Source organism: Pseudomonas sp. BF-B-30 (assembly GCF_019956305.1).
In the GTDB taxonomy this organism is placed as follows: Bacteria; Pseudomonadota; Gammaproteobacteria; order Pseudomonadales; family Pseudomonadaceae; genus Aquipseudomonas; species Aquipseudomonas jessenii.
Window position 1 is genome coordinate 42,214 of record NZ_JAHBDG010000009.1, and the last position, 14,869, is coordinate 57,082.

The 14,869-nt window shown below is 62.4% G+C and carries 14 protein-coding genes and 1 pseudogene; 11 read left to right on the plus strand and 4 right to left on the minus strand.

All coding sequences use genetic code 11. The annotated features are described in order from the left end of the window. Positions 1 to 120 precede the first annotated feature (120 nt). Positions 121 to 1,188, plus strand: coding sequence for a GGDEF domain-containing protein (locus KGB29_RS05640; RefSeq protein ID WP_154947376.1), 1,068 nt, complete (start codon positions 121 to 123; stop codon positions 1,186 to 1,188). On the opposite strand, the gene KGB29_RS05645 is transcribed toward KGB29_RS05640, so the two are convergent. From KGB29_RS05645 to KGB29_RS05660, 4 genes are all read right to left on the minus strand, one after another. Further along, positions 1,185 to 1,544 carry a cupin domain-containing protein gene (locus KGB29_RS05645; RefSeq protein WP_154947377.1) on the minus strand — a complete coding sequence of 120 codons (360 nt, stop codon included), beginning with the start codon at positions 1,542 to 1,544 and terminating at the stop codon, positions 1,185 to 1,187. The genes KGB29_RS05640 and KGB29_RS05645 overlap by 4 nt on opposite strands. Positions 1,545 to 1,557: 13 nt before the next feature. Further along, on the minus strand, positions 1,558 to 2,955 hold the full coding sequence (locus KGB29_RS05650) for an NAD(P)/FAD-dependent oxidoreductase (protein WP_223616256.1): 1,398 nt from the start codon (positions 2,953 to 2,955) through the stop codon (positions 1,558 to 1,560). A gap of 70 nt (positions 2,956 to 3,025) precedes the next feature. Then, a complete protein-coding gene (locus KGB29_RS05655) occupies positions 3,026 to 4,300 on the minus strand; it encodes a nucleotide disphospho-sugar-binding domain-containing protein (RefSeq protein ID WP_150815042.1) in 1,275 nt (424 codons plus the stop codon). 99 nt (positions 4,301 to 4,399) lie between these two features. After that, on the minus strand, positions 4,400 to 5,332 hold the full coding sequence (locus KGB29_RS05660; protein WP_150815041.1) for a GntR family transcriptional regulator: 933 nt from the start codon (positions 5,330 to 5,332) through the stop codon (positions 4,400 to 4,402). 198 nt (positions 5,333 to 5,530) lie between these two features. Between KGB29_RS05660 and KGB29_RS05665 the strand changes: the two genes are divergently transcribed. The 10 genes and pseudogenes from KGB29_RS05665 to KGB29_RS05710 form a co-directional block, all read left to right on the plus strand. Beyond that, positions 5,531 to 6,586 (plus strand): spermidine/putrescine ABC transporter substrate-binding protein, encoded by a 1,056-nt coding sequence (locus KGB29_RS05665; RefSeq protein ID WP_150815040.1) that lies wholly within the window; start codon positions 5,531 to 5,533, stop codon positions 6,584 to 6,586. 82 nt (positions 6,587 to 6,668) lie between these two features. After that, positions 6,669 to 7,529 (plus strand): ABC transporter permease, encoded by an 861-nt coding sequence (locus KGB29_RS05670; RefSeq protein WP_150815039.1) that lies wholly within the window; start codon positions 6,669 to 6,671, stop codon positions 7,527 to 7,529. After that, positions 7,526 to 8,332, plus strand: coding sequence for an ABC transporter permease (locus KGB29_RS05675; RefSeq protein ID WP_150815038.1), 807 nt, complete (start codon positions 7,526 to 7,528; stop codon positions 8,330 to 8,332). Before KGB29_RS05670 ends, KGB29_RS05675 begins: the two co-directional genes overlap by 4 nt. Further along, complete coding sequence (locus KGB29_RS05680) at positions 8,325 to 9,404, plus strand: ABC transporter ATP-binding protein (RefSeq protein WP_150815037.1); 1,080 nt, start codon at positions 8,325 to 8,327, stop codon at positions 9,402 to 9,404. Before KGB29_RS05675 ends, KGB29_RS05680 begins: the two co-directional genes overlap by 8 nt. Positions 9,405 to 9,436: 32 nt before the next feature. Beyond that, on the plus strand, positions 9,437 to 10,720 hold the full coding sequence (locus KGB29_RS05685; protein ID WP_150814623.1) for a nucleotide disphospho-sugar-binding domain-containing protein: 1,284 nt from the start codon (positions 9,437 to 9,439) through the stop codon (positions 10,718 to 10,720). Further along, positions 10,713 to 11,081 (plus strand): cupin domain-containing protein, encoded by a 369-nt coding sequence (locus KGB29_RS05690; RefSeq protein ID WP_008049636.1) that lies wholly within the window; start codon positions 10,713 to 10,715, stop codon positions 11,079 to 11,081. The genes KGB29_RS05685 and KGB29_RS05690 overlap by 8 nt, the downstream gene beginning before the upstream one ends. A gap of 255 nt (positions 11,082 to 11,336) precedes the next feature. Beyond that, a complete protein-coding gene (locus KGB29_RS05695) occupies positions 11,337 to 11,681 on the plus strand; it encodes a cupin domain-containing protein (RefSeq protein ID WP_007976122.1) in 345 nt (114 codons plus the stop codon). A 5-nt stretch (positions 11,682 to 11,686) separates the two neighbouring features. Then, a complete protein-coding gene (locus KGB29_RS05700) occupies positions 11,687 to 12,760 on the plus strand; it encodes an aminoglycoside phosphotransferase family protein (protein WP_150814622.1) in 1,074 nt (357 codons plus the stop codon). Further along, on the plus strand, positions 12,741 to 14,249 hold the full coding sequence (locus KGB29_RS05705) for an aldehyde dehydrogenase family protein (RefSeq protein ID WP_150814621.1): 1,509 nt from the start codon (positions 12,741 to 12,743) through the stop codon (positions 14,247 to 14,249). The genes KGB29_RS05700 and KGB29_RS05705 overlap by 20 nt, the downstream gene beginning before the upstream one ends. Before the next feature lie 27 nt (positions 14,250 to 14,276). Beyond that, a pseudogene (locus KGB29_RS05710) lies at positions 14,277 to 14,732 on the plus strand (NTP transferase domain-containing protein); the annotation flags it as partial. Positions 14,733 to 14,869: the final 137 nt, after the last annotated feature.

Sequence of the window (14,869 nt, forward strand, 5' to 3'; positions counted from 1 at the left end):
ACCTGTGGCACAGGCGTACCGGGTTGAAATGATTGTGTAATTCGGGATGGTCGTTTGCCGGGCGTATGGCTATGCTCAGCGAGTTTGCCAAACGCCAATGATAACAATCACAGTGAAACCATGAGCCAATCAGACACGCGTGCGACTGTTCTAGCGCTGTATCCAGAAGACTCCCGCGAGGCGGCGGCATTGCTCAAGCAGGCAGTGCCGCTGATGGTTCGTCACAACATTCCGCCCAACCCGGTGCACTACGCGCTCTGGTACACCTACAGCAAGGGCCAGGAGCCGGAGCTCAATCGGCACCTGGACCGGGTGGTCAATGACTTCGACTACTTCCCGCCGGAGTCGGCCGCCAAACTGTTTCGCGAGTACATCATCCGCGATGAACTGGCGGACGCCCGCTCCGGGCAGCAGGACGCGATCAATCTGGTCGACGACATGGAGCGCGATGTATCGCGCAGCGTGAAGGGTAACCAGGATTTCCAGGCCAGCCTCGGCCAATACCTGCAGATGCTTGAAGAGCCCGCCAGCGAGCGCTTGCCGAGCATCCTGACCCAACTGCAACAGAGCACCCGGCTGATGCAGGGGCAGCAGGAACATTTCCTCGCCCAGTTGCAATCGGCACAGCATGAAATCAAAAGCCTGCGTGACAAGCTGGAGCGCGCCCAACTGGCCGCGACCCTCGATGGCCTGACCGAATTGCTCAACCGCACCACCTTCAACCGCCAGCTTGAACAGGCCTTGAGCAACGTGGCGACGGGCGTGGCGCTGGTCATGCTGGATATCGACCACTTCAAGCAATTCAACGACCAGTACGGCCACCCCTTGGGCGACCGCGTGCTTCAGCATGTCGCCCGGGTGCTGCGTGATTCGCTGCCTGGCGAAGCGTTCGCGGCACGTTATGGCGGCGAGGAGTTTTGCGTGGTGCTCAAGGATTGTCCGGACCTGGCCGCCGCGGGCGCTTTTGCCGAGCGCCTGCGTTTGAAAATCCAGTCGCTGCGGGTCAAGGCCCGGGGCACCGACACGGTGCTGGACACCATCACCGCCTCGTTCGGCGTGGCCCATGCACAACCCGGCGATACACCGGAAAGCCTGGTGACCCGCGCAGACGACGCGCTGTACCAGGCCAAGCGCAACGGGCGCAACCAGGTCTGTCAGCAGACTGACGTAGCGGTCGGGGCCGTTTAGCCAAGGATGAAGTAGACCTTGCGCACCGTGGTGAGGTTTTCCCAGGTGCCATTGAATCCGCTGGCGACCACAAAGGAATCACCGGGGCCGAACGTGCGCGCGACGCCCTCGGCATCGGTCAGGCGCACGGTGCCTTCGAGGATGTGACACAGCTCATCGTAATCGCACTGGCAATGCTCCCGGTGCGGTCCTGCCTCCCAGATACCGGCCACGGCGTTTTTCTCAGGCGTCACAAAGTGCCGCCAACTCTTGCTGCGGTAAGGCGCGTCGACCACGGCCGGGTCGTTGATTTCAGTTTCACGGGGGGCAAGGTCGTTGGCGAAGTCGATGACGTGCCGGGGCAGGGCTGTGGACATGGTGGTCTCCGGATCAGGAATCGAAACCGATGCCAAAGGCATCGAAGGTCTTGAGCAGCAGGTCACGGTGACCGTCGCGGTCCTCCCGCGCCAGTGAGCGCTGAGCCAGTTTCACGCCGACGTAACGCAAGGGTTCGGGCGGAAAGCGGAACGGCGCCTTGGAGGTCATCAGCAGTTCGGTGTGTTCGGTGCGCTCGCCGGCCAGCAGGTCGAGCATGTTCAGCGCGGCGAAGCGGCTGGCGGACACCCCTTGTCCAGTGAAGCCCAAGGCATAGGCGACGCGGCCCTGGTGTTCGCAACCGGTGAACATCGTGGTGCGCGCCGAGGTGTCGATGATGCCGCCCCAGGCATGGCTGAAGCGCACATCGCCAAGGGCCGGGAAAGTTTGGTGAAACTGCTCGGCCAGGCGCTGGAAGCTTTGCGGTCGCTGGGTCAGGGCTTCGTCGCGGCGCCCGCCGAAATGGTAGATGGCATCAAAGCCGGCCCAGAGAATGCGGTTGTCGGCGGTCTTGCGCAGGTAGTGGAACTGGTTGCCGGCGTCGGCGATGCCGTAGCGACCGGTCCAGCCGATGGCTTGCAGCTGCGCATCGCTCAATGGTTCGCTGACCAGGCTGTAGTCGTAGACCGGGATCACGCTCGATGCCAGATGGCCGAGCAGCGGCGGGGCGATGTTGGTGGCGAGGGCGATTTGCCCGGCGATGACTTCGCCGTCGGCAGTGGGCAGGCACAGGCTGTCGCGGCGGGCATCGAGTTTCAGGACCGGGCTGTTTTCGAACAGTTGGACCCCTTGTTCAAGGCAAACGCGGCGCAGCTCGGCCGCCATTTTCGCCGGGTTGAGGAGGGCGTAATTGGGTTCGAACAGGCCGGCCGCATACGCCGGGGAGTCGAGTTTCTGCGTCAGAGCGCGGCCTTCCAGCCACTCGCAGTCAATGCCGAACCGCGCGTAGTTACGCTGCATCGAGCGCAACCCGTCGACCTGCCACGGTTGGCTGGCGACGTTGAGTTTGCCATGGCGTTCGAACTCGACGTGCATGCCAAAGCGTTGCAGGTCGGCGGCCAGTTCATCGAGGTTCTGCCGGCCGAGGCGGATCAGTTGCGCGGCTTCATCCGGCCAGCGCTTGAGCGCATTGGACACCCCGTGGGAAATGCTCGGCGCGCAGAAACCGCCGTTGCGCCCGCTGGCCTCACCGCCGCAGCGTCGTGCCTCGATGATCGCAATGCTCAGCCCGGGGTTGCGCTGACGCGCCAGCAGGGCGGTCCACAATCCGGTGAATCCGCCGCCGACCACGGCCAGGTCGCATTGCACCGTGCCGGTGACGGAAGGTGCGGCGGGCGGCGGGGTGACGGTGTCCTGCCAGAAGGGATGGGGCAGGACATGGTCAAGCGCATCGAGAAGCGATGGGGCATTCATGCTGAAACTCCGGCGGTGTGTCGGGCAGCGACGATTGCGTTCGGTTGCCCGACGGTTTTTGTTGTTATGGCTAGAGTGCCAGGATCGCCCGCGCGGCAATGTCGGTGCCGCGGGTCGCCTGCATGCGCTCGCTGAACGATGTGAGGCGTTGTTTCATCGCTTGATCGGCCAGCAGTTGTTCGAGGGCGGCGGGTAGGGCGGCCAGGGGATCGGCAAAGCGCGGCAGGTAGCGGCCGACGCCGGTTTCCTCGGCGCGGGCGGCGTTGTCGTGGCCGTCCCAGCAATAGGGGATGATCAGCGATGGCAGGCCGAAGTACAGCGCTTCGCAGAAGCTGTTGTTGCCACCGTGGTGGATGAACAACTGGCATTCCTTGAGCACCGCCGGCTGGGCAAACCAGCTGTCCAGGTACACGTTGTCCGGCACGGTGGTGTACATGTCGCGGTAGGCGCCGACGTTGACCAGGAAGCGGTACGGCAAGCTTTCGATCGTGCTGATCAGGCGTTTCATCATCCCTGTGTCGGCGGCGCCGAGGCTGCCGAAGCTGAGGTAGATCAGCGGCGCGTCGTTGTGCCGTGGAAAGTCCGGGACAATGTACGGCGCTTCGCGGCGCACGCAACCGTCGAGGTACACGTAGCGTTGCGGGTCCAGCGGTTGCTGGCGCTCATAGCGCACTGGCGTCGGTGACAGCAGCAGGTTCAGCCATGGCGAGTCGGTGAGGAACTGCCCCGCTGGGCACGGCGCGGTGCCGTTGCCGAGGAGAAAATGCGAAAAGCGTTCATGGGCTGGCGCGACAGCCTTGAGGTACTGCTCGGTGTAACGCTCACAGGCCTGGGTGTCGCTGGTCAGGCACCCGGACAGGTACGGCGGAACGGCCGCATCCGGCAGTTCGGTTTCGGCGCAGGACACCACCCGCACCCATGGGCAACCGACGTTGGCGATGGCCGGGAACATCACCACGTTGTCGAGCACGATCACGTCGGGCTTGAGGCGGCCGAGCAACTGCTGCAAGGGTTTTTCCGCTTCGATGGCGGTATCGATGATGGCTTCCCAGGCCGGCGCCACATAGCTGTCGATCTGTGCCAGCGGGGTCTGGTCGAAGTAGGGAATGCTGCGCTCGATGAAGCGTTCCCAGTAGTGCTGGTGTTCCGCCGCCGACAACGGGCTCGCTTGCGGAATCGGGTACTCGTCGAAACCGTATTCGGCGAACAACCCCTGGAAATGTTCATGGCAGATGAACACCGGCTTGGCGCCCAGTTCACGCAGCGACTGAGCGATGCCAATGCAGTTCAAGGCCGCGCCGAAACTGGCTTCCGGAAACAGGGCGATCAGTTTTTGTTTTTGCATGGCGAGGACTGTCCATGGCGGGTCAGACCCGCCGCTCCTGAAGGTGTTTTTGATGCTGTCTTATTTTCAAAAAAAAATCATCATGTTTTTGCGAGCCGGTTAGCGACGCCCGAACAGATGGCTTTGCGGGATGCCACGGTTGGCGGTTTGCGGCCGTTGCGCGGCGCTCAGGCGCAGGTGCAAACGCAGCAGGTCGGCGGCGATCTCCATCTGCCCGCGTTCGATCTGCGCGATGATTTGCAGGTGTTCGCGTAGCGCTTCCTGCAGGCGGTGCACGCTCACCGATGGCAGCAGGTTCGGCAGGCGGCGCAGGCCCTGATGCTGGAGCAGGGCGTCGCTGATGAAGCGGTTACCGCAGCTCTGGGCCAGCAGTTCGTGGAAGCTGATGTCCAGTTCGCGAAATTGTTGGATGTCGAAGTCTTCCACGGGGCGGGCGAGCAGGCTTTGCGTGGCGCTGCGCAACAGCGCCAGGCGTTGCGGATCGGCATTGAAGCTGGGGCTGAGCAGGGCTTCAGGCTCAAGGATCAGGCGGAATTTCAGGCTTTCTTCGAGGGCGGCCAGGCTGTTCAGCGACGGGCGAAACAGCCAGGACTGGCCGGGGCCGCGTTCGATGGCCTGGCTTTCGCTCAATTGCTGCAGGGCCTTTTGTGCCGCCGGCCGGCCGATGTCGTAGCGGCGCATCAGTTCGCTGATGCTGATGCTGTCGCCCAGGCGCCCGGCCATGCGGTCGCGCAGCACCGAGGCGGCCAATTCTTCTTCCTCGGCTTGCGGCAGGGTGGCGTTGAAGACTTGGCCCGCCGGCGAGGCCAGCAGTCGGTAGCCCTTGCCGGCTTCGTGGCTCAGCAGGTTTTCTTCCAGTAGCACTTTCAACGCGCCGCGAATCAGCGTGCGCGAGACCTGGAAGGTCCGGGCCAGGGCTTGTTCGGCCACCGGGTCGCCGGCCACCATTGCGCTTTCCTGGGTGTGCTCGAGGATGCGGCGGGCCAGCTCCAGGTGATTGGTGCGCGGTTTTTTTTCGGCTGTCGTGCTCAAGCGTCTTTTCTCGTTGTGATCCGCTGTCGGACTCAGGTGCTCATCTTATGTCATGCGCTGGCGAAGCGTCAGGCCGTAAAAAAGCGTTGACATCTTTTGATACTGGTCCTAATTTCTAAAAAAAAACACAAGCAATCGTTTCTCGTTTTGCCGTACTGCCTTCGAACACAACAATAAACAATCGTCGGGTGAGTATTTATGAGCAAGCTGAATGATCTTCTGTGCGTGGGATTGGCCGTTTCCCTGGCGATCGCTTCACAGGCTGCAAGTGCGAAAGACATGGTGATTTCCATCTGGGACGGCTACATGGCCCCGGATGCGCTGGAGAAGTTCAAGGCTGCCAGCGGTGTGGACGTCGACAAGGCGTTGCACGCCACCAACGAAGAAATCATGGGCAAGCTGATGGCCTCCGGTGGCGAAGGGTATGACGTGGTGTTCGTCTCCTCGCCTTTCGCCGAAGTCCTGCACAAGCAGGGACTGCTGGCGGACATCGATCCGGTCAAAGTCCCCAACCTGAAAAACCTCTACCCCGAAGCCACTCACCTGGAATATGACCAGGGCAACCGGTTCTCCGTGCCTTACACCTGGGGCACCACCGGCATCTGCTACCGCTCCGACAAGGTGACACCAGCGCCACAGAGCTGGAACGAGCTGCTCAATCCGAGCGATGCCCTCAAGGGCAAGGTCACGATGCTCGCCACCGACCGCTGGATGCTCGGCGCCGGTTTCCTCGCCAAAGGCTGGTCGGTCAACGACAGCGACCCCGCGCAAATCGCCGCGGTTCGCGACCAACTGATCGCCACCAAAAAACGCATCCTCTCCTTCGACGACACCACCTTCTATTCCAAGCTGGCCTCCGGCGAATCGCTGATGGCCCACGCCTGGGACGGCTGGTGCAACTACGGCACGCAAGCCAACGCGGCGATCAAGTTCGTGGTGCCCAAGGAAGGTTCCGACCTGTGGGTGGACACCATGGTGGTGCTCAAAGGTTCGAAACACCAGGACGAAGCCTTCAAGTTCATCAACTTCATGCTGGCCAAGGACAACCACGCCTGGGTCGCTGAAAACATCCTCTACAAAGTCCCCAACCAGGCGGCTATGGCCGGGTTGTCCGCTGACTTGCTCAAGCAATACCCCAATCTGACCATCGCCCCCGCCGAGCTGCTGAAAATGGAGCAGTTGCGCGACCTGGGCGGCACCACGCAAAAGGCCTACACCCGCGCCGTCACCGAAATCATGGCGGCGCAGAACTAACGCCACGTCGATCCGAGGCATGCCCGGCATGCCTCGCCACGCTCGCAAGCCGCCTCTGTCCTGAGGCGGGAGGATATGGGTAATGAGTGCTTTGCATGCTGACAGGCGTCTGTCGGCCTGGCTTCTTGCGCCCGGCTTCGGCTGGCTGCTGATGTTCCTGGTGATTCCGTGCCTGCTGGTGCTGGTCTACAGCTTCGTCGAACGGGGTGCGTATGGCGGCATCGACTGGTTGTTCACCTGGGAAAACTACCAGCGTGCGTTCGATCCGCTGTACCTGGGCATCCTGCTCAAGTCGGCGAAAATCGCCGGGCTGGCCACGGTGTTCGCGGTGTTGATCGGCTACCCGGCGGCCTATGCGATTGCCCGCGCGCCACGGCGGCGTCAGGCGGTGTATCTGTTTCTGGTGATGCTGCCGTTCTGGAGCAACTACCTGATCCGCACCTACGCCTGGATCGTCCTGCTCAACCGCGAAGGCCTGATCAACCGCATGCTGCAATTATTCGGCTACAACGGCGAACCCATCAGCCTGCTGTACACCGAGTCGTCCGTCGTGTTGGGGCTGGTCTACAACTACATCCCCTTTGTGATCCTCGCGATTTTCTCGTCGCTGTCGCGGATCAACAACGAACTGTGGGACGCCTCGAAAGACCTCGGCGCCTCGGGCTGGATGACCTTTCGCCGGATCATCCTGCCGTTGAGCGTACCGGGTATCGCCGCCGGTGCGGTGTTTGTCTTCGTGTTGAGCATCGGCAACTTCATCACTGCCGATCTGCTGGGCGGCAAGCAGGTGCAGATGGTCGGCAACCTGATCTATTCGCAATTCCTCACGGCACGGGACTGGCCGTTCGGTGCGGCGCTGAGTTTCTTCCTGATCGCAATCATGCTGATCCTGTTGTTCATCCAGGCACTGGTGGCCCGTCGTGCAGAAGGGGCGCGCTCATGAGTCAGTCTCGTTCTGTCAGCAGCACCGTGCTGGGTTCGCATCTGGGGTTGGTGTACGCCTTCCTTTATATACCGATCCTGGTGTTGATCCTGCTGTCGTTCAACAAGTCCGGATTGCCCACCGCCTGGGGCGGCGTATCGCTGAAGTGGTACGGGGCACTGGCGCACAACACGGCGATTCTGTCGGCGGCACTCAACACTCTGGTCGTTGCGTTGTCAGCAACCTTCATTGCCTGCGTGCTTGGCACGTTCCTGGCGCTGGGCATCGAGTTGCGCCGCAAGGGCAACGACAAAGGCCAGGTGGTCGACACCTTGCTGATGGCGCCGATGATCATTCCCGACATCGTGCTGGCGATTGCGCTGCTGAGTTTCTTCAACCTGCTCAAGGTCGGCCTGGGGTTGCACTCGATCATCATCAGCCACGCGGTGTTCAACATCGCCTTCGTCTGTGCGGTGGTGCGCACGCGGCTCAAGCACTTCGATTATTCGATCCTCGAAGCCTCGATTGACCTGGGTGCGAGCTGGTTCACCACCTTGCGCCGAGTGCTGCTGCCGGTGATTTTTCCCGGTGTGCTGGCCGGCGGTTTGCTTTCGTTCACCCTGTCGGTGGACGAATTCATCATCGCTTTTTTCAACTCGGGCTCCGGCCAGGCCTCGACCACGTTGCCCATGCAGATCTACGCCATGATCCGCTTCGGCGTCACCCCGGAAATCAACGCTCTGGCGACGCTGGTGATGCTGGTCAGCATCACCGCGCTGCTGGCTTCGCAGCGTCTCAACAAGGCTCCTCGCACCCATGAATAATTCACCCGCGGTACTGATCCTGGATAAGGTCAGCAAGTCTTATGGCAACGGTCTGGCGGTCAACGAGGTGTCGCTGAGCATCCGCGAGAACGAGTTCTTCGCGTTGCTCGGGCCGTCCGGCTGCGGGAAGACCACGCTGTTGCGCATGCTCGCCGGTTTCGAGACCCCCAGCGGTGGTTGCATCTACCTGGACGGCAATGACATTTCGCCGCTGCCGGCCAACAAGCGTCCGCTGAACCTGATGTTCCAGTCCTACGCGCTGTTTCCCAACATGACCGTGCGCAAGAACATTGCCTACGGCCTGGAAATGGAGCGTCTACCGGAAACCGAAATCCGTCGCCGGGTCGATGAAGTGTTGAGTACCGCGCAACTGGGTGAGCTGGCCGAGCGCAAGCCCGATCAACTTTCCGGCGGTCAGCGTCAGCGGGTGGCTTTGGCCCGGGCACTGGTCAAGCGTCCGCGGGTGTTGTTGCTCGACGAGCCCTTGGGCGCCCTCGACAAGAAGCTGCGGGAAAAGATGCAGCTGGAACTCAAGCGCCTGCAACACGAGAGCGGCATCACCTTCATCATCGTCACCCACGACCAGGAAGAAGCCCTGGTGATGTCCGACCGCATGGCCGTGCTCGATGGCGGCAAGGTGTGCCAGTGCGGCAGCCCGACCGAACTCTACGAAAACCCCAACAGCCGCTTCGTCGCCAACTTCATCGGCGTCAGCAACCTGCTCGAAGGCGTGCGCTCGGGCCAGCACTCGGTGCGGGTCAACGGCCAGGAACTGAACGTCGAAACCGACGCGCCGCTGGTGAGCGGCCAATCCGTCGCCGTGGTGGTTCGCCCCGAACGCCTGCTAGTGCTGACGGAGCAGGGCGGCGATTGCGCCAATCAGGTCAGCGGCAAGATCGTCGAAATCGCCTACCACGGCCTCGACACCAACCTGCACGTGCAGACCCCCCTCAGCGACAAACCGCTGATCGTGCGCGTGCCGTCCTCGCAGTTTGAATTCGCCCATTTTGCAATCAACACGACCATCCGGCTGGGCTGGCAGGCCCGGCATGCCCGCGTACTGACGCGCTGAACAATAAAAAGACCAGGCAGGAGCAGCACTCGATGAAACAGAAAGTGATCGCATTCTTTCCGGAAGCCGCCTACGGCCCGGCGCTGAACTCAGTGGGTATCGCCCAGGCCTGTGAAGCCCTGGGGCATAAAGCGGTGTTCCTCACCGACCCGGGCATGAGCGGTGTCTACGCCGGTTATGGTTTTGAAGAGCACATGGTCAACATGTCGGCGCCGATGCCGGCCGAAGAGATGGCCCGCTACTGGGTGGATTTCATCAACGGCCACATTCCGAATTTCCGCAAGTCGCCGCTGGAGCAGATCGACAACTACGTCAAGGAATGCTGGGCGGCCATCGTCGAAACCGCCAAGTGGGCGCAAAAGGACCTGCCGGCGGTGCTGGACAAGGTCAAGCCCGACCTGATCTGCGTCGACAACGTGATCTTGTTCCCGGCAATCAAGCAATACGGCAAGCCGTGGGTGCGGATCATTTCCTGCTCGGAAAACGAGATCGAAGACCCGGATATCCCGCCGCACCTGTCGGGCATGAGCATCGACGACAAGGCGGGCCACGCGCAATTCCGCCAGCGCTTCGAGGAAGTGGTCGGGCCGATCCACGAGGACTTCAACCAGTTTCTGCAAGCTCATGGCGAGCAGCCCTATCCGCTGGGGACCTTCTTTGAAGCCTCGCCGTTCATGAACCTGCTGCTGTACCCGGATGCGGTGAAGTTCGACCGACGCCATCCATTGCCGGCCGAGCGCTTCCATTACCTGCAAGGTTGCGTGCGCCACGACACGCCGTACGAGATTCCGCAGTTCCGTGCGAACAACGACAAGCCGCTGTTGTACGCCAGTTTCGGCAGCCTCGGTTCCGGCGATGTCGAGCTGCTCAAGCGCCTGATCAAGGCGGTGGGCAAGCTGCCTTACCGGGCGCTGTTCAACGTTGGCGAACACCTCGACGAATACCCGGACCTGCCGGACAACGTGCAGATTTCCAACTGGTTCCCGCAGCCGTCGGTGATTGCCCAGGTCGACGCGGTGATCCACCACGGCGGCAACAACAGTTTCACCGAGTGCCTGTTCTTCGGCAAACCGGCGATTGTCATGTCGTACGTCTGGGACGGCCACGACAACGCCATGCGCGCCGAAGAAAGCGGCCACGGCTTCAAGCTCGATCGCTACGAATGGAGCGAAGAACAGCTCGCGGAAAAACTCCACGCGTGCCTCAACGACGGGGCGATGCGCCAACGCCTGCAGCGCACCAGCGCGCAGATGCAATCACGCAAGGGGCCGCAAGACGCGGCCGCGATTCTCGACAAGGTGCTCAACGATGCCTGATTCATCCACCACGGCGGGTATCACGCCGTACCTCGAAGCCGTCAGCAGCCGCACCGACCTGGTGGACTGGGGCGTGCAGAGCGACGCCGTCGAAGGTGTCTCGCATTCCAGCGGCCGCTTGCTGTTCAAGGGCCCGAACAACAGCCCGGAAACCGGATTGTGGGTGTGCACCCCCGGTCGCTGGCGGCTGTCGATTCCCCGGGACGAGTTGTGTCACTTCATCGCGGGGCACGCCACTTACCGTAACGACAACGGTGAAGTGATTGAAGTGCGCCCCAACACCCTGGTGCTTTTCCCGGCGGGCTGGACCGGCGAATGCCACGTCCGGGAAACCCTGCGTAACGTTTATATGCTGGCTTGAACCTGTGAGAAACACTGCAATCCCTGTAGGAGCCAGCCTGCTGGCGAAGAACGTCAGGACAACGTGGTCATCCAGACAGCACGCGTCATCGTTAACGTCCATCGCGAGCACACAACCTGAATAACCATGTAGGAGCGAGCCTGCTCGCGAAAAACGTCAGGACAACGTGGTCATCCAGACAGCACGCGTCATCGTTGACGTCCATCGCGAGCAGGCTCGCTCCTACACACACACACACAACCTGGAGAGCAACACATGACTACCCCGTTTCTGTACGACCCGCTGAGCATCACCGACGTCAAGGATTGGGGCGTGATCCCGACCATGCTTGAAGGTGAGTCCCGTGTATCCGGCGTGGTGCTGCACAAAGGGCCGGAAGGCCAGTCCGAATGCGGTATCTGGATCTGCACCCCGGGCAAGTGGTTCTGCCATGTCACCAGCGACGAGTTCTGCCACTTTCTCGAAGGTCGTTGCACGTACGTCCACGAGTCCGGTGAAGTAATCGAGATCAAGCCGGACACCGCCGCTTTCTTCGGCAAGGACTGGAAGGGTGTGTGCACCGTCCACGAGACCATCAAAAAGGTCTACATGATCCGGTGACTGCCATGAAAGATGCACTGGCGTCATTGCCAACCCGTGACGACCAGCGCGCCGCCTTTCTGGCCCGCGCCGGTTTCGCCGGGACCTTGCTGGTCGCCTTGCCGGCGGATGCTTCGAGTCGGCGCTATTTCCGTCTGGACGGCGCGGGCCTGCTGCTGATGGATTCGCCGCCCGACAGCGAGCCCATCGGCCCGTTCGTGCGGATCGCCCGGCAGTTACAGGGGCTGGGCCTGTCCGCGCCGGCCTTGCTGGATGTGGACGAAGCAGCGGGGCTGGCGTTGATCGAGGATTTCGGTCACGACACCTACACCCGGCTACTGCTGGCCGGGCATTCGGAGTCGGCGTTGTATCACCTGGCGGTCGATACGCTGGTGGCGTTGCATTGCGCAACGCCAGCCACGGAACTGGCGCCTTACGACGAACAGCGACTGGCGGCCGAGTACGCGCTGTTCATCGACTGGTACATTCCGCTGCTGATCGGCAAAGAGGCGGCGCACAACCTGCGCGATGAATATCTGGCGTTGTTCGCCGACGCCTGCCGCGATGTCGCAAAACGCCGCGAAGCCCTGGTGCTGCGCGACTTTCACGTCGACAACCTGATGCTGCTGCAAGGCCGTGAAGGTGTCGCCGCCTGCGGCTTGCTGGATTTCCAGGATGCCCTGGTCGGGGCGGCAGCCTATGACCTGATGTCGCTGCTCGAAGACGCCCGGCGCGACGTGCCCGAAGCGCTGCGCAAGGCACTGATCAGTCATTACCTGTTGCAGCGCCCGGAGCTGGATGCGTCGGGCTTTCTCGAAGATTACCGGCGCCTGGCCGCCCAGCGTCACGCCAAGGTGCTGGGGATTTTCGTGCGCCTGGCCGGCCGAGACGGCAAGCACGGTTACCTGGCGCATCTGCCGCGCACCCTGAGTCTGTTTGTCCGCGCCCTGGACGCCGAGGCCTTTGCGCCGCTGCGCCAATGGCTCGACCGGCACGTGCCGGGCTGGCGTGAAGAACTGCCCGCCCAGACCCTGGCGACGTTGCGTGAAACCCCTTATCGATTGGTTCAAGGATCATCCCATGGCCACGTTCAACACTGACATTACATTGCGTTTCATCAACCCCGAGTTCCTGCCGCTGACTGAGGGCCGCGTGCGCGAAGTGCTCGACCCGGCGACCCTGCAACCGGTCGGGCAAGTCGGCGTGTGTGGCGAAGCCGATGTGCAAGCCGCCACCGATGCCGCCACCGCCGCGCAACGCCAATGGCGCCTGATCGACGCGAAAAGCCGCGCCGCGCGCCTGCATCAGCTGGCCAACGCCATCGAACAGAACGCTGCCTGCAACCGTGAAGTCGCGCGCCTGATGACCCTGGAAATGGGCAAGCCGTTTCCCGAAGCCATGGGCGAGCTGGCCAACTGCGCGCCGATCTTTCGCTACTACGCAGAAATGGCCCGGGACGATGCCGGCAAGGTCGCCGGCACCACGCAGATCGGCTCGTTCCAGCATGTGCGTTACGAGCCGTATGGTGTCAGCGTGCACATCATGCCGTTCAACTTTCCGATCCTGCTGATGTGCTGGACGGTCGCCGCGTCCTTGGCGGCGGGCAACGCCTGCATCATCAAACCGGCGGAAGCCACGACCCTGTGCACCCTCAAGTTCATGGAGCACTTCACCGCGTTGCTGCCTGGGCTGGTGTCTTGTGTACCGGGCGATGCGGTCACCGCGCAGTTGCTGGTGCAGTCGGCGCAGACCCACGCGGTGGCCTTCACCGGCAGTGTGGCGGCAGGCAAAGCGGTGGCCGTGGCCTGTGCCGAACGGATGAAACCTTGTGTGATCGAGGCCGGTGGCAGCGATCCGCTGATCATCTCCAGGCATGCACCGCTGGAAGTGGCAGCGGCAGGCGCGGTGACCGCGGCGTTCCACTTGAGCGGGCAGATCTGCACCTCGGCGGAACGCTTCTACGTCGTCGATGATATCCATGACGAATTTGTCGCGAAATTCGCCGAGCGTACCCGTGCCTTGCGCATTGGTCATGGCCTGGAACGCTCGGAGATCGGGCCGATGGTCAGCGAAGCCGCGCGCAATAAAGTCATGCGCCTGGTCGATGACGCCGTGGCCAAGGGCGCGAAAGTGGTGTGTGGCGGGCGCATTCCACCCGGGCACAGCGTCGGCTGGTTCTATGAACCGACCATCCTCACCGGCGTGACCGGTGACATGGCGATTTTGCAGGAAGAGTGCTTCGGCCCGGTGGCGGCAATCTGCCGGGTCAGCGATTTCGATGAAGCGGTGCGGTTGGCCAACGACTCGCCGTTCGGCCTCGGTGCCTCGCTGTTTTCCACTGACCTGGCCGAAGCCATGGAAGCCGCCGAGCGTCTGGAGGCGGGGATGGTCTGGGTCAACAATCCGCTGATCGATAACGATGCGCTGCCGTTCGGTGGCTGGAAGATGTCTGGCCTTGGGCGCGAACTAGGGCGTCAGGGGCTGGAAGCGTTCCGCCGTTCGAAAATGGTCATCATCGACCACCAGCCGAAGATTCAGGACTGGTGGTACCCGTACGCCGACGATGTGTTCTATCGCGATCCGGCCTGAAGCCGGGATGCACGCAGGAGGATGGTGATGAGCGACAACTTTGGTTGGCCGACGCTGGCGGTGATTCTCGCGGCCGGGCAGGGCACGCGCATGCGTTCGCCGCTGCCCAAGGTCTTGCACCCGGTGGGCAACCAGCCGCTGCTCGGTCATGTGCTGGCGGCGGTGGCGGCGGCGGGTATCGAGCAACGGGCTGTGGTGGTGGGCGCTGGCGGCGGGCAGGTGGCCGAGTACCTGCAACAGGTGGCACCGACGGCGCAGGTGTTTACCCAGCACGAACAACTGGGCACGGCCCACGCGGTGCTCGCGGCCCGACCGGCCTTGCAGGCGCACGAACAGCAACAGGGTTGTGTGCTGGTGCTGTTCGGCGACTCACCCTTGATTACCCCGCAGACCTTGAATCGCTTGCGCAGGGCATTGATTGACGGCGCGGCGGTGGCGGTGGCGGGTTTCCACACCCAACAGCCCGGGCCTTACGGGCGGCTGCTGGTGGAGCAGGGGCGCTTGCGGGGCATTCGCGAAGCCAGGGATGCAAGCCCGCAGGAGCTGGACATCAACTTCTGCAACGGCGGCGTCATGGGCCTGCGCGCCGATACCTGTCTGTGGCTGCTGGAGCGTATCGG